The sequence below is a fragment of the Corynebacterium sp. HMSC075D04 genome, from assembly GCF_001815635.1.
Classification (GTDB): Bacteria; Actinomycetota; Actinomycetes; order Mycobacteriales; family Mycobacteriaceae; genus Corynebacterium; species Corynebacterium coyleae.
The window spans coordinates 1-19,488 of sequence record NZ_KV821325.1 but is presented as its reverse complement, the minus strand read 5'-3'; the positions used below and the strand labels follow the sequence as shown (position 1 = coordinate 19,488).

18 protein-coding genes and 1 tRNA gene are annotated in these 19,488 nt (G+C 65.2%); 14 read left to right on the top strand and 5 right to left on the bottom strand.

Going from position 1 to position 19,488, the window contains the following annotated elements; genetic code table 11:
• Positions 1–6 precede the first annotated feature (6 nt).
• Positions 7–825 (bottom strand): HAD family hydrolase, encoded by an 819-nt coding sequence (locus HMPREF3048_RS03935; protein ID WP_070771253.1) that lies wholly within the window; start codon positions 823–825, stop codon positions 7–9.
• Positions 826–975: 150 nt separating this feature from the next.
• On the opposite strand from HMPREF3048_RS03935, the gene ssd reads away from it, so the two are divergent.
• The 7 genes from ssd to HMPREF3048_RS03900 are packed head-to-tail and all read left to right on the top strand — an operon-like array spanning position 976 to position 5,230.
• Complete coding sequence (gene ssd / locus HMPREF3048_RS03930; RefSeq protein ID WP_246818839.1) at positions 976–2,013, top strand: septum site-determining protein Ssd; 1,038 nt, start codon at positions 976–978, stop codon at positions 2,011–2,013.
• Complete coding sequence (locus HMPREF3048_RS03925; protein WP_070771251.1) at positions 2,014–3,141, top strand: TadA family conjugal transfer-associated ATPase; 1,128 nt, start codon at positions 2,014–2,016, stop codon at positions 3,139–3,141.
• Positions 3,138–3,884, top strand: coding sequence for a type II secretion system F family protein (locus HMPREF3048_RS03920; protein WP_070771250.1), 747 nt, complete (start codon positions 3,138–3,140; stop codon positions 3,882–3,884). Before HMPREF3048_RS03925 ends, HMPREF3048_RS03920 begins: the two co-directional genes overlap by 4 nt.
• Entirely contained in the window at positions 3,881–4,438 is a 558-nt protein-coding gene (locus HMPREF3048_RS03915) for a type II secretion system F family protein (protein ID WP_070771249.1), read from the top strand. Before HMPREF3048_RS03920 ends, HMPREF3048_RS03915 begins: the two co-directional genes overlap by 4 nt.
• A gap of 11 nt (positions 4,439–4,449) precedes the next feature.
• A complete protein-coding gene (locus tag HMPREF3048_RS03910) occupies positions 4,450–4,641 on the top strand; it encodes a DUF4244 domain-containing protein (protein ID WP_070421541.1) in 192 nt (63 codons plus the stop codon).
• Positions 4,641–4,910 (top strand): hypothetical protein, encoded by a 270-nt coding sequence (locus HMPREF3048_RS03905; protein WP_070771248.1) that lies wholly within the window; start codon positions 4,641–4,643, stop codon positions 4,908–4,910. The genes HMPREF3048_RS03910 and HMPREF3048_RS03905 overlap by 1 nt, the downstream gene beginning before the upstream one ends.
• Entirely contained in the window at positions 4,910–5,230 is a 321-nt protein-coding gene (locus tag HMPREF3048_RS03900) for an Rv3654c family TadE-like protein (RefSeq protein ID WP_070771247.1), read from the top strand. Before HMPREF3048_RS03905 ends, HMPREF3048_RS03900 begins: the two co-directional genes overlap by 1 nt.
• An 11-nt stretch (positions 5,231–5,241) precedes the next feature.
• Here the strand turns inward: HMPREF3048_RS03900 and HMPREF3048_RS03895 are convergent, their stop codons facing one another.
• Complete coding sequence (locus tag HMPREF3048_RS03895) at positions 5,242–7,575, bottom strand: DEAD/DEAH box helicase (RefSeq protein WP_070771246.1); 2,334 nt, start codon at positions 7,573–7,575, stop codon at positions 5,242–5,244.
• 184 nt (positions 7,576–7,759) lie between these two features.
• On the opposite strand from HMPREF3048_RS03895, the gene HMPREF3048_RS03890 reads away from it, so the two are divergent.
• Positions 7,760–7,963 carry a cold-shock protein gene (locus HMPREF3048_RS03890; protein ID WP_070421537.1) on the top strand — a complete coding sequence of 68 codons (204 nt, stop codon included), beginning with the start codon at positions 7,760–7,762 and terminating at the stop codon, positions 7,961–7,963.
• Between the two features lie 67 nt (positions 7,964–8,030).
• On the opposite strand, the gene HMPREF3048_RS03885 is transcribed toward HMPREF3048_RS03890, so the two are convergent.
• On the bottom strand, positions 8,031–8,657 hold the full coding sequence (locus tag HMPREF3048_RS03885) for a DedA family protein (protein ID WP_070771245.1): 627 nt from the start codon (positions 8,655–8,657) through the stop codon (positions 8,031–8,033).
• 165 nt (positions 8,658–8,822) lie between these two features.
• On the opposite strand from HMPREF3048_RS03885, the gene topA reads away from it, so the two are divergent.
• Together topA and HMPREF3048_RS03875 are read left to right on the top strand one after the other, a co-directional pair.
• Positions 8,823–11,690, top strand: coding sequence for a type I DNA topoisomerase (topA, locus tag HMPREF3048_RS03880; RefSeq protein WP_070771244.1), 2,868 nt, complete (start codon positions 8,823–8,825; stop codon positions 11,688–11,690).
• A gap of 64 nt (positions 11,691–11,754) precedes the next feature.
• Positions 11,755–12,879, top strand: a complete 1,125-nt coding sequence (locus HMPREF3048_RS03875) for an HNH endonuclease signature motif containing protein (protein ID WP_070771243.1) — start codon at positions 11,755–11,757, stop codon at positions 12,877–12,879.
• Positions 12,880–12,988: 109 nt separating this feature from the next.
• On the opposite strand, the gene HMPREF3048_RS03870 is transcribed toward HMPREF3048_RS03875, so the two are convergent.
• Positions 12,989–14,512, bottom strand: coding sequence for an adenylate/guanylate cyclase domain-containing protein (locus HMPREF3048_RS03870; RefSeq protein WP_070452965.1), 1,524 nt, complete (start codon positions 14,510–14,512; stop codon positions 12,989–12,991).
• Positions 14,513–14,549: 37 nt separating this feature from the next.
• Here HMPREF3048_RS03870 and HMPREF3048_RS03865 point away from each other — a divergent pair, with 37 nt between their 5' ends.
• Positions 14,550–15,764, top strand: a complete 1,215-nt coding sequence (locus tag HMPREF3048_RS03865) for a DNA polymerase III subunit delta' (protein ID WP_070839931.1) — start codon at positions 14,550–14,552, stop codon at positions 15,762–15,764.
• Positions 15,765–15,829: 65 nt separating this feature from the next.
• A tRNA-Thr gene (locus HMPREF3048_RS03860) sits at positions 15,830–15,902 on the top strand.
• Between the two features lie 832 nt (positions 15,903–16,734).
• On the opposite strand, the gene HMPREF3048_RS12045 is transcribed toward HMPREF3048_RS03860, so the two are convergent.
• Positions 16,735–17,082, bottom strand: coding sequence for a hypothetical protein (locus HMPREF3048_RS12045; protein WP_141758847.1), 348 nt, complete (start codon positions 17,080–17,082; stop codon positions 16,735–16,737).
• A 431-nt stretch (positions 17,083–17,513) separates the two neighbouring features.
• Between HMPREF3048_RS12045 and HMPREF3048_RS03855 the strand changes: the two genes are divergently transcribed.
• Positions 17,514–18,698 (top strand): chymotrypsin family serine protease, encoded by a 1,185-nt coding sequence (locus tag HMPREF3048_RS03855; protein WP_070771242.1) that lies wholly within the window; start codon positions 17,514–17,516, stop codon positions 18,696–18,698.
• Between the two features lie 100 nt (positions 18,699–18,798).
• Positions 18,799–19,245 (top strand): hypothetical protein, encoded by a 447-nt coding sequence (locus HMPREF3048_RS12250; RefSeq protein WP_168167335.1) that lies wholly within the window; start codon positions 18,799–18,801, stop codon positions 19,243–19,245.
• The last annotated feature ends 243 nt before the right edge of the window (positions 19,246–19,488 follow it).

Below are 19,488 nucleotides of genomic sequence, written 5' to 3'. Positions count from 1 at the left end.
ATAGTGTCACGCGCTGTGGCGCTTGTCGCCGGATTTGCCGGAGACCGCACGCGCGATGAGCACCCCAGCCACCGCCAACGCCGTCACGCCGGCGATCACGCTCGCGCCGATGCCGACCTCGCGGGCGTTCGGCATCTGGATGAGCGGCTCCGGGTTTTTAAAGGTCCGCACCTGCCAATCGTGTGACAGTGCGTGCTTGCGAAGCGCCCGGTCCGGGTTCACCGCCACCGGGTTGCCCACCAGTTCCAGCATTGGAATGTCCGTGGCGGAATCGGAGTAGGCGTAGCTGCGCTCCAGGTTGTAGTCGTGGTCGGCGACAAACTGGCGCACAGCCTCCGCCTTCGCCCCGCCCTTGAGGTAACGGGTGATCTCGCCGGTGAGCTTGCCGTCCTTCTCCGCGAGTTCGGTGGCCACGACCGTGTCTACGCCGAGTTCGCGCGCGATCGGCTCAACCAGAATTGATGCGGAGGCGGAGATGATGATGACGTCGTGGCCTTGGGCGCGGTGGTCGTCGATAAGTTCGCGCGCTTCGGCGTAAATCGCGGGCGTGACCACGGTGCGCATCGTTTCTTGGGTGATGCGCTGGACGTCCTCGATCGACCAGCCTTCGATGAGTTGGGCGAGCGAATCGCGCGTGGCGTCCATCTTCTCGCTGGAATGGCCGACCAGCATGTACTGGGCTTTGGTTAGGTAGAGGTCCCACGCCTCTTGTCGCGTGATCATTCCGTTGTTGCGGAATTCTTTGCCGAAGGCGAAGGCGGAAGACGTCGCGATGATCGTCTTGTCTAGGTCGAAAAACGCCGCCACCGGCCGTGTGGGAGACATGCTTTAGCAGTCTAGCCCCACTTTGCTGGTGGGGCAGTGTAGGCCCGCTGTGAAAGAAGTGAACATTTGGGGCGAATTGTCCACAGGCTTTTTGTTGAAGTGTCACTTAGATTGCGGGTTGTCCACAGGGTGGTTGCCACATTTGCGCTGGTGAAAAACACTATTGGCATGACACGCACACACCCACACACCGGCCCGATCGTGGTCGCGGTCGCCGACCTCGCCACCCACTCCGAGGCCGTTCACCTCGCCGCCGCGACCGGCCGCCAGGTCATCGACACCGCCGATGCGGCCGAGCTCGCCCGCCACGCGCCCAAAGCATTCGCCGTGCTTATCGACGACACCCGCGCCCCCGACCTTTCCCCACCCCACGCAGCGAACGTCTTCCGCGTCGGTGGGGAGCTGGTCGATTCAGCCGAGCGGGTCTTCGTCCTGCCCGCCGAGGCTGCGGACCTGCTGCGCGCGATCGGAACCCTTGCCGTGCAACCCGCAGTCGTAGGCGCGCGCGGGAAGGTGATCACCATCGTCGGCGCATCCGGTGGGGCAGGGGCGTCCACCCTGGCGGCGGCGCTGTGCCGGGTGGCGGCGCGGGGTGATTCGGCAACGCTGCTCGACGGGCACTGGCTCTCCGGCGGGCTCGACCTGCTGCTTGGCATCGAGCACGTCCCCGGCGCGCGCTGGGGCGAGATCGACTTCGGTGAGGGCACCGTGGCGCGCACCGACGTGCGCCGCGCGCTGCCCGCCACCGCCGACGACATCGCGGTGCTGACCTTTCCGCGCCAGCGCGTGGCGGACCCGTTCCGGCTGGAGGCGGCCGCGTTGGAGCACGTCGCCGGCGCCGTCGGCGGGGCAGGGCTGACGGTGGTGGATGCGCCCGCCGCGCTGATTCCCGGCCGCAGCGACCTGGTCGTCGTGGTGGTCGTGCCCGAGGTGCGCTCAGTTGCCGCCGCGACCCGTATCGTCGCCGAGTGCGCCGCCGCTGGTCTGCCGTGTGTGGTGGTTGTGCGCGATAGCGCCTGGGCCGCGCTTACCGACGAGGAGATCGCGCATACCACCGGCGCCACCGTGCTCACCCACCTGCCACACGTGCGCGGGCTGACTCGCACGGTGGAGAAGTCCGGCCTGCCCGCGCGTGTGCCCCGTTCGCTAGCCGCCTGCGCCAATGCGGTGCTCGAGGAGGTGGCCTAAATGATCGACCGCGACCTCATCGCCCGCGTCAAACGCCGCCTCGCCGACGAGCCCAACGACCCGGAGCCTGCCCGCATCGCAGCCCTCATCCGCGAAGAAGCCGTGGTGATCAGCGACATCGGCGTGCTGGATGTGATGCGCACACTTCGCGACGACACCACCGGCACCGGACCCCTCGAAGCACTGCTTGCCGACGACACCGTCACCGACATCTGCGTCAACGGCCCCAACTGCGTCTACGTCGACTCGGGTGCGGGCCTGGAACGCTCCGCGGTGCGCTTCGAATCCGAAGCCGCCGTGCGCCGCCTCGCCTCCCGCCTGGCCGCCAGCTGCGGGCGCCGTCTCGACGACGCGCAACCGTTCTGCGACGGCCACATCACCCGTGACGACGGCACCCTCCTGCGCTTCCACGCCGTGCTCGCCCCAACCGCCCAGGCCGGCACCTGCATCTCCCTGCGCGTGCTGCACACCGCCTCGGCCACCCTCGACGACCTGGTGGCGCGAGGCGCCCTGAGCGGGGAGGTAGCGGAGGTGCTGCGTGGGGTCGTCGCAAAGCGAAAGGCGTTTGTGGTTGTCGGCGGCACCGGCTCCGGCAAGACCACGCTGCTGTCCGCCCTGCTCGCGGAGGTCGACCCGGCCGAGCGCATCGTCGCTATCGAAGACACCCTGGAACTCACCCCCGACCATCCGCACGTGGTCAACCTGACCACCCGCGGCGCGAACTCCGAGGGCGCCGGCGAGATCACCATCGCGGACCTGGTGCGCCAGTCGCTGCGTATGCGACCCGACCGCGTCGTAGTGGGCGAGATCCGCGGCGCCGAAGTCGTCGACCTGCTCGCAGCACTGAACACCGGCCACGACGGCGGCGCCGGCACCCTGCACGCCAACTCGATCGCCGAGGTCCCCGCCCGCTTCGAAGCCCTCGCCGCCCTGGGAGGGCTGGATCGCGCCGGGCTGCACGCCCAACTCGCCGCAGCTATCGACGTGGTCATCGTGGTCAAACGCCACCCCGACGGCACACGCCGCCTTCATCAGATCGGGGTGCTCGAAGGCCAACCCGTGCGCGCCAAGGTGGTGTGGGACGCCGACACCGGCCCCGCCGAAGGCTACGAGGAGCTGCTGTCATGACCACGCTGTTGCTCCTCGCCGGCGCCGCCGCCTGCCCGCCACCTGCTCCTGGCGCTCGCATCGCGCCGCGCTCGTTGGCTGTTCCTCCCCGCATTGTCATCCCGCTGGTTGTCGGCGCCGTGGTGCTCGCCGCCCTGGCGTTCGACCGGGCCAGCCTGGTCATCGCGCTAGCGATGGGTGCGGCGACGGTGGTGTGGGTCGCAGATACCCAACGGCGCGCCCGGGCCGCCTCCAAGCGCACGGAAGCGGTCGCCACCTTCCTCGGTCACCTTGGCACCAACGTCGAAGCCGGCGCGCCACTGCACGCCGCGTTAGAGCGCGCCGCCGAACACGCACCGCGCGAGATCGCCCGCGACGTCGCGCACCTCATCCACCACGTCGGCACTGGCGCACCACTTGCGGCCGAGACGGACGAGTTCGCCCGCATCGCCCCGCTGTTCGCACTGTCGGCCAGTAGAGGAGTACCGCTGTCGCGCCTGGTTGCCGCCGCACGCGACGACATCGACCACGCCCGACGCCACCGCGCCACCACCAACGCCGCGCTCGCCGGCCCGAAAACCACCGCTGTCGTGCTCGCACTGCTGCCGTTCGCCGGCCTGCTCATGGGCGCGGCGATGGGCGCGAACCCGCTCGCGCTGCTCACCGGGGGAGGCCTCGGCGGAGTACTGCTCACCGTCGGCACCGCGCTGGTGTGCGCCGGTGTGATCGTTTCCCAACTCATCATCCAAGGAGCCACCACATGATCGCCGTCACCTTGCTCATTGCCTCCGCGCTCGCCGTCAGTCCCGCGCAGCCCGCCCGGCGCGTCACACACCACGCCGCACCCACACCGAAAACCCCTCGCGACGGCCCCGACTACGCGCAGCCGGACCGCTGCGCCGCCGACATCACCCTGTTCGCGGCCTGCTTCGAGGCTGGGCTGCCGGTCAGTGCCGCAGCCGCCGCGGTTGCCGAAACTCACGACGGTGACCGCAGCCCGTGGCACACCGTCGCAGCGCTGCTCGCGCTCGGGGTCGAACCTGAGCGCGCCTGGTCGGAACTCCACGCCATTCCCGGCGGGGAGGACCTGGCCAGCCTCGTCGCAATGACGCACGCGTCCGGCGCGGCGCTGGCGCAAGGGTGCGAACGTATCGCTTCAAACCTGCGTGCCGACGCCGCCGACCATGCCAAAGCCAAAGCGGAACGCGCCGGCGTACTCATCGCCATCCCGCTCACCGCGTTTTTCCTCCCGGCGTTTTTCGTCCTCGGGCTCGCGCCTGTGGTGATCAGCCTCGGGAGCAACCTCATCAACTTCTGAAAGGAACAATCATGACCCGCATTTCCACCTTCTTCATCCAGCGTTTGCGTAACGACGCCGGAATGTCAACCATCGAATATGCTTTCGGTTCGTTGGCGGCAGCTGCCCTTGCCGGGGTGCTGTATCTCGTGGTCAACGGCGACGGGGTCGTTTCCGCGATTGAGAACGTGATCACCAGCGCCCTGACCAACACCCCGGGCTAATGACCACGATTGAAACGGCGCTTTCGCTGGCCACGCTCGTGGTGGTCACGGCTGCGATCGTGGGCGGCATTGCCACGATGTCCGCCTACATCGCCGCCGTGGACATCGCCGGTGCTGCTGCCCGGGCGCACGCCATGGGGGTGGATTACACCGCCCCGCGCGGCGAGGTGACCATGCACGAATCTGCAGGTCTGGCCACCGTCACCGCCGCTGTTCCGGCCCCGATTGGCACCATGCGCGCCACCGCGGTTTTTCCGGTGGAGTTCTAATGCGCCGATTGCTTATCGACGACACCGGCTCCGCCACCGTCACCACCACAGGCATCATCACCGCAGTGGTCTCCTTGGCCCTTGCGGTGGTGGTCACCGGGGCCGGCACCGCCGACGCGCACCGGGCCCGCGTGGCCGCAGACCTTGCCGCCGTCGCCGCCGCCACCGCGCTCTACCGGGGTGCTGATGCCTGCGAGTGGGGCAACGAAACCGCCAGCAACAACGGCGCCGAGGTCACCTCGTGCGAGTTTGCAGAGGGCGACGTCATCGTGGCCGTGCGGCTGCGCCACGCCGAAGCGACCGCTCGCGCCGGGCCGTAATGGCTCGCCGGTCAGCCAGTCATGCTCACCAGCGCGCCGAGCAGCTTCAGCGCGGCGTGCTTGTCCAGTGGCTGGTTGCCGTTGCCACACTTCGGCGATTGCACACACGACGGGCAGCCGTCCTTACAGCCGCAGGACCGCACCGTTTCGTAGGTTGCGGCGATCCACTCGTGGAAGCGGGCAAAGCCCTCGTCGGCAAAGCCCGCGCCGCCCGGGTGGCCGTCGTAGACAAACACCGTGGGCAGCATGGTGTCCTGGTGCAACGCCGTGGACACGCCGCCGATGTCCCACCGATCGCACGTGGCCAAAAGCGGCAGCAGGCCGATCGCGGCGTGCTCCGCGGCGTGCAGCGCGCCGGGGATCTCGCCAGCCGTAATACCCAGTTTGTCCAGCACCATAGGGTCGATCGTGTACGCCACCGCGCGGGTGACTAGGCGTTGCTCGGGCAGGTCGAGGGGGATGTGTTCGGAGACGGTGCCGTCGGCAAGCCGGACGACATAGCCGGTGACACGGTCGATGACCTCCACGTCCACACTGGCCACCCACAGTCCCGGCGACGGGTTTTCCAGATCTGTCGGCTCGCCAAGGATCGTGATGTCGGTCGTGGAGCGCGCCTGCGTGGAGTAATCCGGCCGCTCCGGCGCGACCAGCGCCACGTAATCGTCCAGGTCTAGCGACTGCACCACAAAGTATTCGCCCTGGTGGATGTACACCGCGCCGTCGTGCACCTGGCTCATCGCACGCCCCGCGTCCACGGTGCCCAAAAGCCGCCCGTCGGTCACATCGACGATCATGACTTCCTCACCCACGCCGCCGCGGATGCTTACCGACGCATGCGCCGTCTCCGGAGTGACCTCCCCCTCCAACTGGGGCACCGCAAACCACCCCTGCGGCCGGCGGCGTAGCAACCCCTCGGCGGTCAGGTCGTTGACCACGTCGGTGGCGTTGAAGGCGGCGACGTCGTCGTCGCTAAGCGGACGCTCCACCGCCGCGCAGTACATGTGCCCGCGCAGGATATAGGGGTTGGCCGGGTTGAACACGCTATTTTCCACCGGCCGGCCCAACAGTACTTCGGGGTGGTGGACCAGGTACGTGTCCATCGGCTCGTCGCGCGCCACCATCACCACCACCGAGCCCTGACCGCGCCGACCTGCGCGCCCGGCCTGCTGACGAAACGACGCCACCGTGCCCGGAAACCCCGCCATGACCACCGCGTCCAGGCCCCCGACGTCGATGCCGAGCTCAAGCGCATTCGTCGTGGCCACGCCAAGCAGATCCCCGTTGTCCAAACGCTGCTCAAGCGCACGGCGATCCTCCGCGAGATACCCCGCACGATACGAGGCGACACGGCTGGCGAAATCCGCCCGGCCCGCCACCACCAGGTCCTCCTGGGCGCGCATGGCCACCGTCTCCGCGGCGCGGCGCGAACGCACAAACGTCAACGTGCGCGCACCCTGCAACAGCAGCGTGGACATTATCGACGCCGCCTCCGTCGTCGCCGGGTACCGCACCGGCGCGCCGTTTTCGCCCTCGGCGCCCTCGATGAACCCCGGCTCCCACAACGCGATGGTGCGCTCGCCGGTGGGCGCCGCATCTTCCGTCACCGCAACAACCTCGCGCCCGCACAGCCGCGACGCCTGGCCCGCAGGATCCGCCGCGGTCGCTGAGGCGAAAATCAGCGTCGGCTCAGACCCGTACGCCTTCGCAATACGCAGCAACCTGCGCAACACCAACGACACGTTCGCCCCGAACACACCCCGGTAGGTGTGGCACTCGTCCACCACCACAAACTTCAAATGGCGCAGCAGCCTCGCCCAACGCTCGTGCGCACCCAAAAGACCCGCGTGCAGCATGTCCGGGTTCGTAAACACGTAGCGGGTGTGCTCCCGGATACCCGTCCGCGACTCCTGCGGCGTATCCCCGTCATACGGCGCCGGGTGTACCGACGACAGCGCCGCATTCCCCCGCGTCATGGCAAGCGTTGCCTGCAACTGGTCCGAACCCAACGCCTTCGTCGGCGTCAGATACATCGCGCACGCCTTCGGATCCGCCGCCAACGCGGAAAGCACCGGCAACTGATAGCCCAACGACTTTCCCGACGACGTGCCCGTCGCCACCACCACATCCCGGCCCGCCCACGCCAACTCCGCGCACTGGGTTTGGTGGGCGTAGGGGAGGGTGACGGCGTCGTCGATAAGCATCTGCTTCAACCCCGGCTCCACCCACTCGGGCCACTGTCCAAACACCGCGAGACGAGCCGGCTCATGCTCCACATGCGTCACCGTCGCAGCAGGGAAACGCTGCGCAAGCACCGAAACGAGCTCATCGCCAAAACCAGAAACCATGATGGTGAGCCACTTTAGCCGGGCCAAAGCAGTGCCCCCGACAACAAATCGTGGCAGACTGGGCAACGGTCACAGATTTTGTGTGCGCCTCATCAGGTGCTCGCGAGGATTGTGCACGCGGGTACCAGGACCAAACAGGCCCTGGTGGACGACAAAAACATGCAACATTTTGAAAGGTTTCACCATGGCAACCGGAACTGTTAAATGGTTCAACGCCGAAAAGGGCTTCGGCTTCATCGCACCCGACGACGGCTCCGCCGACGTCTTTGTCCACTACTCCGAAATTCAGGGTTCCGGCTTCCGCACCCTCGAAGAAAACCAGCAGGTCGAGTTCGAGGTCGGCGAAGGCGCCAAGGGCCCACAGGCCCAGCAGGTCCGCGCCCTGTAAAACAGCCCTCTAAAACAGCGCGAACAAACCCCCGGACGGTACACCCGCCCGGGGGAAATTTTTATGCCTACACCGCACTGATACCGCGGCGAATATCGGAACGCTCAAAGATCTGGTTCTGCAGCTTCTGAATCACAAACCCCACAAGGGAACCCAACACCACACCCAGCACCATGCCCAGAAGCGGGTACTGCTGCAGGAGCGTGCCACCCAAATACCCCATGCCGACACTCAGGCAGGCCCACAGGATCACGCCGATGGTGTCGAAAAAGAAGAACTTAAACCAGTTGTAACGCACCGACCCCAGCACAATCGTGGCCACCCAACGCGCCCACGGGAGGAACCGCGCAACAATAATCATCGCGCCCGCACCCCGGTTCATGTTGGCCCGCACCCACGTAATCGCCTGGCCAGCCTTCGAATCCGGATCCAACCTATCCACCCGGTGAATCAACTTCGCGCCGAGGGCGAAACAAATATTGTCGCCAACAATCGCGCCGATAATCGCCGCGATGATCACACCCCACACGTTCGGCACACCACGCGACGCGGAAAACGCACCAGCCAGATTCAACACGGTTTCAGACGGCACCACCGGCGCCAACGCATCCGAAACGATCAGCAACACGACGAGTGGGTAAAAGATCGGCAACCCCATCAACGTATGCAAAAACTCAATGAGTGAATCGACCACGCTGCGTCCTCCTTTCCACCCCAACAACTCCGCGCCAGGGCACCAACGCAGTGTAATGCCAGGGGCGAGAAAATCCCCCGTCCGTATAACCATGTGCTAGTTGTCTGATAAGAATGAGGAAGTTTTACCGCTCATACGCTTAGTGGGAATCGAGGAAAGGTCAGCGTGACTGCAAACGGCAAGACTCTCGTGATCGTGGAGTCCGCGACAAAGGCGAAGAAGATACAGAAGTATCTCGGCGACGATTACATCGTGGAAGCATCGGTGGGCCACATCCGTGACCTGCCGGGCCGCGCCGCCGACATCCCCGCGAAGTACAAAAACGAGCCGTGGGCAAAACTCGGCGTCAACCCGGAGAAGGGTTTCGACCCGATCTACGTCGTGTCCGCTGACAAGAAAAAGAAGGTCACCGACCTGCGCGCCAAGCTCAAGCAGGCCGATAAACTCCTGCTGGCAACAGACCCGGACCGCGAAGGTGAAGCGATCGCGTGGCACCTGCTTGAAACCCTTAAGCCGAAGGTGCCGGTAGAGCGCATGGTGTTCAACGAGATCACCGAATCCGCCATCCGCGAAGCCGCCGAAAACACGCGCGAGCTCGACATGGATCTTGTCGACGCCCAAGAGACCCGCCGCATCCTCGACCGCCTCTACGGCTACGAAGTTTCCCCCGTGCTGTGGAAGAAAGTCATGCCGCGACTGTCCGCCGGCCGCGTCCAATCCGTGGCCACCCGCGTCATCGTCGAGCGCGAACGCGAGCGCATGGCGTTCATCGCCGCCGAGTACTGGGACTTGGTTGCTTCGCTCGCCCACTCTTCCGAAGAATTCGACGCCAAACTCGTCTCCCTTGACGGCAAGCGCATCGCACAGGGCCGCGACTTCAATGACCGGGGAGAGTTAGTGTCGGATGCGGTGGTCGTCGATAAGCAAAAAGCGCATTCGCTTGTCGACGACCTCGGCACCGCACCGATGCACGTCACCGCAGTCGAAGAAAAGCCCTACACGCGCAAACCATACGCGCCGTTCATGACTTCAACGCTGCAGCAAGAAGCCGGCCGCAAACTCCACTTCACCTCCGCACGCACCATGCGCATCGCGCAACGACTGTACGAAAACGGCCACATCACCTACATGCGTACAGACTCCACCTCCCTGTCCAAGCAGGGCCTCGACGCCGCACGCGCCGCAGCACGCGAGCTCTACGGCGCCGACTACGTCTCCGCCAAGCCGCGCGTCTACGACCGCAAGGTGAAAAACTCCCAGGAAGCCCACGAGGCGATCCGCCCCGCCGGCGAACGCTTCGCCACCCCCGGGCAGCTGGCGGGCGCGCTGGACGCCGAAGAGTTCAAGCTCTACGAACTGATCTGGCAGCGCACCGTCGCCTCCCAAATGGAAGACGCACGCGGCAACTCCACCAAAATCACCATCGCCGCCGACGCCGCCGGTGAGGCTTGCGAGTTCACCGCAACCGGCCGCACCGTCACCTTCCCCGGCTGGCTGCGCGCCTACTCCGACCGCCAGTCCAACGAAACCCGCCTGCCGCAACTGGCCAAGGGCGACGAACTGACCACCAAGTCCGTCACCGCCGACGGCCACACCACCAACCCGCCTGCGCGCTACAACGAAGCGTCGCTGGTGAAGAAGATGGAAGAACTCGGCATCGGCCGCCCGTCCACCTACGCGTCGATCATTAAGACGATCCAGGACCGCGGCTACGTCGTCGTCCGCGGCAACGCACTCGTGCCGTCCTGGGTGGCGTTCTCCGTCGTCGGGCTGTTGGAAAACAACTTCGACGCACTCGTGGACTACGACTTCACCTCCTCCATGGAAGACGAACTCGACGAAATCGCCCACGGCAACCAAGACCGCACCAAGTGGCTCACCGGCTTCTACTTCGGCGACGCCGACGCCCGCGAGTCCATGGCGCAAGCCCTCGCACGCCGCGGCGGGCTGAAGCACATGATCGAGAACAACCTCGAATCCATCGACGCGCGCGCCGCGAACTCGCTGACACTTTTCGACGACGCCGAAGGCCGCCCCGTCGTCGTCCGCGTCGGCCGCTACGGCCCCTACATCGAGCGCGTCGTCGGTAAGACCGCCGAAGGCGAGCCCGAATACCAGCGCGCCAACCTGCCCGAATCCGCAACCCCGGACGAAATCACACTCGAGATGGCCGAGAAGCTCTTCGCCACCCCGCAGTCCGGCCGCGAACTGGGGGAGAACCCCGCCAATGGGCGTGTGGTCGTCGCAAAGGAAGGGCGCTTCGGCCCATATGTCACCGAGCTTGTGCGTGACGACGAACGCACCACCGCCGAAGCCCGCGCCGAAGAAATCATCGCCGCTGAGCGCGCCGAAGAGGACAAACAGCGCGCCGAAGAAGGCAAACGCGCCAAGAACTGGGAAACCAAAACCGCCGCCGCTCAAAAAGAAAAGCGCATGGCGCAGCTGGTCGACGAGCAGCTAAAGCCCGCCACCGCCTCCCTGTTCGCGTCGATGGAACCGGCGACGGTCACGCTCGAGGAAGCACTGAAACTGCTGTCGCTGCCGCGCGAAGTCGGCGTCGACCCCGCCGACGGCGAAGTCATCACCGCCCAAAACGGCCGCTACGGCCCATACCTGAAGAAGGGCAGCGACTCGCGCTCGCTCGCGTCCGAGGACCAGATCTTCTCCATCACCTTGGAAGAAGCCCGCCGCATCTACGCCGAACCGAAACGCCGCGGCCGCGCCGCCGCCAAGCCACCGCTGAAGATGCTTGGCGACAACGACGTCTCCGGCAAACCCATGACCGTCAAAGACGGCCGCTTCGGCCCATACGTCACCGACGGCGAAACCAACGCGTCACTGCAACGCGGCGACACGCCAGAGACGATGACGGACCAGCGCGCCAACGAACTGCTCTCCGCGCGCCGCGCCCGCGAAGCCGAAGACGGCGGCAAGAAAGCCACCAAGAAAAAGGCGACAAAGAAGAAGGCAACCAAGCGCGTGACCAAGCCGAAGCAGACCACAAAACGCGTGGTCAAAGCTCGCAAGCGCTAGGGATTGCACAATATAGTGGACAATTCCTTTACAAGGGTTGTGCTGTGCGCTTAGCGTGCATGGCATGACATTTAGCGAGATTCTCGAGGCCCTGGCGCACGCCGACATCAGCGTGCTCGCCGACTTCGACGAGTCCGCACCCGCCTTCGCCGCCCTCGATCCCGCCCTGAAACGCAAGTGGGCGCAGGCGCACGCCACCTACTTCGGCGCGACGAAGTTCACCCGCAAGCAGGCCGACGCGCGCCGCTTGGCCGCCGGGATGCCGCTCGACCAGATCTGCCTGCTTGAGCGCAAACTTGCCGCCGTCGCCGACCTTGCCGAGCGCTGGCGCCTCCGCCTCGAACTGTTGCGCTTCCGCGGCTCGTACAAGGCGCTATCACGGCGTATCGACGACACCATCACCGCCCCGAAACCCACCCCCAAGAAGCAGTGCCGCTTCTCCAAATCACGCTCCGGGATGCGCAACATGTCGCTGACCTACTCCGAGCGTGACATCGCCGATTTGGAGCACCTGCTGCGTTCGCTCATCGACCCGTCGCTGCCCGCCGCCGAGCAAATGGCCGACGCGTTGGTGAGCCTGCTGCGCGGCGGCGGTGCTGGTGCTGACGGTGTCGGCGGGGTTGGCGCCGGCGGTGTTGCGGGCGCTGGTGCTGGCGGGGTTGCCATGCCCTACGCCGCCCCGCGCCCCATCATCCTGGTGCCGCTGCCGGAGTGGACCCGCATCCAGTCCGGCCACGGCGACGAAGTTCAACTCATCCTTACTGACGGCACCACCATGACCGGCGCCGAATTCCTCGCCCGCGAGTTCGGCGCCGACCTGGAGGTTGCCGCGTTCCACCCTGCAGAGGGGGCGGTGAACCTCTACCGGGCGAAGCGCTTTGCTAACGACAAGCAGCGCACGTTGGCGTCGATGATGTCGCCGACCTGCCCGGTACCCGGCTGCCGTCACGGAGCCGATCACTGCGAAATCCACCACATCACCGCCTGGCGACACGGCGGGGAAACCAACCTGGCCAACCTCGTACCCCTGTGCAGTTACCACAACGGCACGAACGACGACGACCCGTGGATCGTCAGACGAGGCCGAATATGCATCCGCGACGGCATCCCAGTGTGGGTGTCACCCAACGGATACGAAGTGCCGAACGACACCCCCGGAGCCATGCAGCTCCTGTTCGGAAACAACTGACCGGGCGCGATTGAGCGCGCCCGCAGGCCTGAGTTCTGCCGCGCTGCGCTGGGCCGGGGCTGCTGCCGCGCCGCGCTGCGCTGGGCCGGGGCTGCTGCCGTGCTGGGTCCTATGAGCGGTCCGCCATGGTGGAGCGCACCGGGCGCGCCAACTGCGTCATCTTGTTACGCCCGCGCAACTCCACCGACTTCATCAGCGTCCAGCGCTGCTGCTCAACCTCGTTCGCCGCGCGCAGGGTCGCGGCGTTGGTCAGCACCATGCCCGGGGTGTCCTTGGCAAGGTCGGTGAGGCGGGCGGCGCCGTTGACGGCGTCGCCGATCACGGTGTACTCGAAACGATCCTTGCCACCGATGTGGCCAGCGACCACGTGGCCCGAGGCGACACCGATGCCGGCCTTCAGTTCGAAGCCTTCCAGGCCGCGCTGGATTTCGCGGGCGGCTTGGAGGGCGTGCGAGGCGGCGTCGTGAAGCGAAACTGGCGCTCCGAACACTGCAAGCGCCGCATCGCCCTGGAACTTATTAATCACGCCCTTGTTGCGGTGCACCACCTCAACGACAACCTCGAAGAATTCGTTGAGTGCCTCCACGACCTCCTCGGGGGTGTGCTGGACGGTGTAGGTGGTGGAGCCGACGACGTCGATAAACAGCACCGCGACCCTGCGTTCCTCGCCGCCGAGTTGCGGGCGCTCCTCAAGCGCCTTCTGTGCGACCTCAGCACCGACGTACTTGGCAAACACGTCGCGAACACGCTGGCGGTCCTGCAGACCCCGCATCATCTCGTTAAAGCCGGCTTGGAGGACGCCGATCTCGGAGCCGTCGTAAATGTCCACCTGCGTATCGCCCTCACCGCGGCGCACACGGTTGATGGCGACCTGCAGCTCCTTAATCGGATCGACGACGATCACCGTCGCAAACGACGTCCCCACAAACCCCGTGAAAATACCCGCCGCGATCAGCGCCACGATCGCCGCCGTCATCTCACCCGGGGTGTCCCGGAAGTAGCCGACGCGCTGCGCCACAGCCAGCAGCAGCACCCCGACCATCGGCACGGCGGAGGTGGTGAACCACGTCAGCATCAACCGAGACGCAATCGGCGGCTGGAGCGTCGAATCCTCGAACCGCCGCGCCAGCGCCGACGCCGCAATCGGACGCACGAGACGCTCCGCCTGCAGATACGTGAGCACCGACACCACAAAACACGTCAGGATGGTGGTGGCGAGGACGACGATGCCCAGGGGGACGTCGACAAGCAACGTGCGCACCGTGACAATCGCAATGCCCAACCCCCACACCGCAACAACGATGATCGTCTGCAACACCGGCAAACGCATCACCAAATGCCGCACCATGTTCGGATCATGATCGTCAGGGCGCCTCTGCCACTCCAGCACCGGCCGGAACAGGAAAAACGTGACGATCACACCGAGCGCAACAGCAATCGCTGCATACAACACCCCGATAAACCCAAGCTGGCCGTTGAGACCTAACTCGTTGACGGCATCCATCGGGATGAGGAAGCGCACGAACAACATGCAGCCCACGGCGCCGAGCAGGTTGGTGCCCAGCACCGTCGCGGCATAGAGAGGCCACGACGTGCCCCAAAGCCACTGCAGCTCGCGCCAGATACGTTCCATGGTCTATCACCTTAGCGCGCGGGTACTCTGGTCACCTGTGACTACCCGCAGCGTTAGTGAGCGTTTGGCTGGCACCCCGGCGGTGCGCGACATCATATTGTCGGCGGCTGCCACGGCGAGGGGGCAGGGGGATGCGTATGCGATGACGCATGCGTGGCTGTTTACGGGCCCTCCGGGCTCGGGGCGGTCGAATGCGGCGTTGGCGTTTGCGGCGGCGTTGATGTGTGAGAACCCGGACGAGATTGGGTGTGGGCGGTGTAAGGGGTGCCGTGATGCGTTGGCGGGGTCGCATACGGATTTGGTGCATGTGGTGCCGCATACGTCGACGATCAAGGTGGATTTTGTGCGTGATGAGATCGTCGCAAAGGCAGCTCGCTTACCGACGGTTGCCCCCTGGCGCGTTGTCATCATCGAAAACGCGGACCGCCTGGCCACGTCGATCACCACCGCGCCGGCTGACGCGCTGTTGAAGACGGTGGAGGAGCCGCCGGAGCGCACTGTGATCATTATGTGTGCCCCGTCGACGGATCCGCAGGACTTTTCGCAGACGCTGCGTTCGCGCTGCCGGCATGTGTATGTGCCGTCGCCGTCGGAGGATGAGTTGGTGCGCATTCTCGTCGAGGAGGAGGGGGCGTCGGAGCATGATGCGCGCCTGGCGGCGGTGTCGTCGCTACGCCATATTGGCCGGGCGCGGTTGTTGGTGCGTTCGGAGGCGATTCAGCAGCGTCGCGCGATGGCGATCAACTTGGCCGAGTTGGTGTTTCACGGCCCGCAGGCGTTTCAGGCGGTGGGGTCGTTGCTGAAGGCGGCGGAGAAGGAGGCCGTCGAGGCGCATAAAGCTGACGACGAAGCCGAGCGGGCCAAGCTCGAAAACGCCCTCGGTATGGGTGCGAAGGGGAAGGGGGCGGCGAAGGCGCTGCGGTCGGTGGCGTCGTCGGTGCGTCAGTTGGAAGAGGAGCAGAAGCGTCGTGGCACGCGCCGCAAGCGCGACATGCTGGACCTCGTGTTGGTGGACCTGGCGGGGGTGTACCGGGATGCGATGGTGGTGCAGTCGGGCGCCGATGTTGGTCTGACGCACCCGGATTTTGAGGGGCTCGCGCGTGAGATTGCCGGCCAGGTGTCGGCGGAGGGGCTCGTGGAGTGCCTCGAGGCGATCGGCCAGTGTCGTGAGCGCCTGGACCAGAACGTGACTCCGGCGGTGGCGTTCAACGGCATGATTGGCCGCATAAGGCTCGCGTGCAACGTGTCTTAACCTGCGGGTTTCGCGGGTCGCGTCCGCTAGGTTAAGCTGTCTTCCCGGTGCAGCATTGCTGCCCGGCCACCTTAGCTCAGTCGGCAGAGCGTCTCACTCGTAATGAGAAGGTCGCGAGTTCGATTCTCGCAGGTGGCTCGTGAATAAATACCCCGCTACCTGCGACATCAGGGCGGGGTATTTTGATTCGCCCGTGTTGGTAAGCGCGATATTTACCAAATCCTTACCGCTGGCTAGTTTGCCGGGGGTAGCGCGGGGGTAGAAAGCAGTGGCGCTGCTGTGGCGTTGGCCACACATCTATTGACACCGTCACAGGCTGTGTCCACAGCGGTGTTGTGCGTCGGTTGCTGTGGTTTTGGATCATACTGCGGACACCGCGGTGTAACGGTCGCCGGGATGGTGGTCGGAACAGCGTGGGTGTGCTCGGTTGGAACAGTCGTTGGATTACATTATCGCTGTTATAGGCAAGTCCACCGTGATGGTGGGGTATGTGTTCTATATGCAGGCACTATAGGCGAGATAGGTAAGTCCTAACTCAATGGTTTGGGTCGGCGTGTGGGCCGCCGTCACGCCACCGCGGTGGCCTGGTTGGAACAGGGTTTTGGCGTGGCTGATCACCATGTTGGAACAGGGTTTTGGAGCGGTCGATCACCATGTTGGAACAGGGTTTTGCAGCGACTGCACCCGGTTTTGGAACAGCGCAGGTAACAGGCACAAAACCATAGCCACAGGTACCGGCACAGACACAGCAACACCCACAGCGGGGTAGCGGACGCAGCAACACCCGCGTGCCGTGGCTGCATACGCAGCGACACCACCACAGCGAGGTGAGGGACACGAAACGGGGTGCAGGCACACACCACCACGGTGGCTCACCCACACCACAGCACAGCCCCGACACCACCACCACAGCCCGCCGACGTCACCACAGCGGTGGCGCGCTCGCCGACGCACTTGCTGCACAGCAAGATCAGGCGCGCGCACACATGCGGTGGACACAGCCCGGCGCAACACCGCAGGACGCTGCTGCGACCATATCCACCGCGATGGTGGGCCTGGTGTAATGCTGTGGTGCAGGCTGCTGTGGTGGCGCGGGCACAGCAGGCGCACTCACTGCGGTACGGGTGCAGTCGGCGGTGTGGCCGGTGTCGGCGCGAGGTAGTGGCCTGGTGCAGGCTGCGGTGTGTGCGCCGTACGTATCACGCACACTGTGGCGTCGTGGGCCTGGTGGTGCGGGTAAGGGCGAATCGGTGGAGGGGATGGTGGACGGGATCACCGCAGGGGTGCCGGTGCTAGTGCAGTCGGTGAATTGTGCCACGCACGCTGGGGTCGGTGACACCGTGATGGTGTGGTCGGTGGCGGTGTGTGGGTGCGTCTGATACGGCTGTGGCCACCGCGAGGTGTTTGTGCCTGCGACCGGCGTGCAGGCCGCCGTGCGCGATGTGGACACCATATAGGTCGCGCTCGCCGACACACATGCTGCACAGCATGATCAGGCTCGCGCACATGTGTCGGCGGCCACGGTGCGCGCTGCGTCGTGGGCCTGGTGTCGGTGTCGGTGGCGGGGGAGGGTGAGGGTGCGTCGTGGTTAGGTCGCCGGTGTTGTCGCGGGCGTGGATCTGTTCACCGCGGTGTTGCTGGTGTTGGCGCGGGCGGTGGCCGGGGTGTTGTCGGTGGCGGTGGGCTAGACTGTGAACCAATTACACAATCACTGTGAACCAACTGCACACTCAAAGTAAAAACACAGACATGACTACCGCACACACCACGGACCCCGGACCGAAGAACCGCAATCGAATGGTTGCGCTGATTTTAGGAACTATCGCCATCGTCGCCGGCGTTGTCGCTTGCAGCGAAGCAGCGTCCACGAAGGATGACGAGGCCATCTCGCGGGGCAACTCCGGAGACACCACGGTCACCGACATCTGGGACAACGACATCGCGGTACCCACCGACGACATCGCCGCCGACGCCACGCCGGTCGATAACAACGACCCGTACGCCGGTATCCCACGCAAAACCGGCGCGCGTGAGGTGCCCGACGTCTACGACGACCCGTACGCCGGTATCCCGCGCAAGACCACACCGCGTGGGGTGCCCGACGTCTACGACTCCTACTCGGATTCGTCTGTGAAGCAGCCCTCCTCCGCCGAAGTGGCCGCCGTCGCTACCGAGCGAGGCGTGCTGCTGCACCAATGGGAACTCGGATACATCGAGCAGCGCGGCATGATGATGAAGTCGTATGGTGTCTATAACTACGACGAGTATCCGAACAACAACTGGCTCGCGTGGCCCGTACCCACCGCAGGCATGACGATCCTCGTGGCGAACCCGGACACCGGCAAGTCGCGCAAGTGCACACTCTCTGGGTTCGTCCGCAAAACAAACACCGTCTACGGTGTCACCGCCGGCCACTGCGTCCAGGACGGGTTCACTGACGTCTACTACAAGTTGGCGAACGAGCCGAATGTTCGTCCCTTTGGCAAGGTTGACCAGTGGCAGACAATGGGCAAGCCCGGCGCGGGCGATGTCTACCCGTTCGCTACCGACGTGGCACTGATTCTGGTCTACCAGGACGTTGCTGCAACGATGGACACCCGCGTGGCCACCGAGGCGACCGTTGTGGACATGCTCGCACCGGACCAGATCACCCCTGGCATGAAGGTCTGCAAGATGGGCTATCGCTCGCAGGAATCCTGCGGTCCGGTCGTTGCGTCGAACGACTCCGAGGTCCGCGTACACATCTTCTCGCTCGGCGGCGACTCCGGATCGCTGCTCTACACCTACGTAGGAGATAAAAGCAACCGCCAGATTGCCGTGATCGGCGTGCTGTCGTCGTCTCCGACGACGGGCGGTCAGACTCACGACTTTTTGACCGACTTCGCGCTGCTGGCCCCGGTTGTTGACCACGACGGCACGCAGTACATGGGCTAGACCTTCAGCCAGTGCTGGCCCATATACTGCGCGTCCACGCGCAGAATGGGGTGTGCTGTTGGAGTCGCAGTGCAGGCTGCTGTGCGCACCGCGGACACCGATGGCCAACATGCGCCGGTGTGGCGGTGACTCACCGCGTAAGGCTCATGCGCGCCTGCTGTGGCTACGGTGCGCGCTGCGTCGTGGTCGCGGTGTCGGTGGGGGTCGGTGTCAGCGGTGTTGGTGTCGGCAGGGTCGGACGCGGGTCGGCGGTGCTGGTGTCGGCGGTGGCGGGGTCGGTGACAAGGACAAGGACAAGGACGCTGCTGTGGTGCTGGTGTTGGCGCAGTCGGTGTTGGTGGGGTCGGTGGGGTCGGCGGTGTTGGTGTCGGCGCGGTCGGGGGTCGGCGACAAGGACAAGGACACCGCTGTGGTGATGGTGCCGGTGGGGTCGGTGCTGGTGGGTGCATATATTGACGGTGCGGGGTACTGCAATAGGGAATGTCTATATATCCGGGGAGAGAGAGGGTTTGACTCGGCCCGCGCGCTGGGTGTCGAACACCCATAGTCCCGAATAATTTTGGGGTGGGGTGCTGTGGTCGGTGTAGTCACCGCGGTGGTGTCGGTCGTGGCGGTGTATCAGGACGAACTACCTGCTGCGGGCGGTGTCGAAGGATCGAAGTCTAAACCTCGGATTCGCCCTCGGGATTTTTGAACCCGAAAAACTTTTTAGACACCTCCCGCCCGGCCAGCGACGCGGCACCCGGCTTGGTCCACCCCATTACGTTGTTAGCAGTTCCACCCCAGGGCA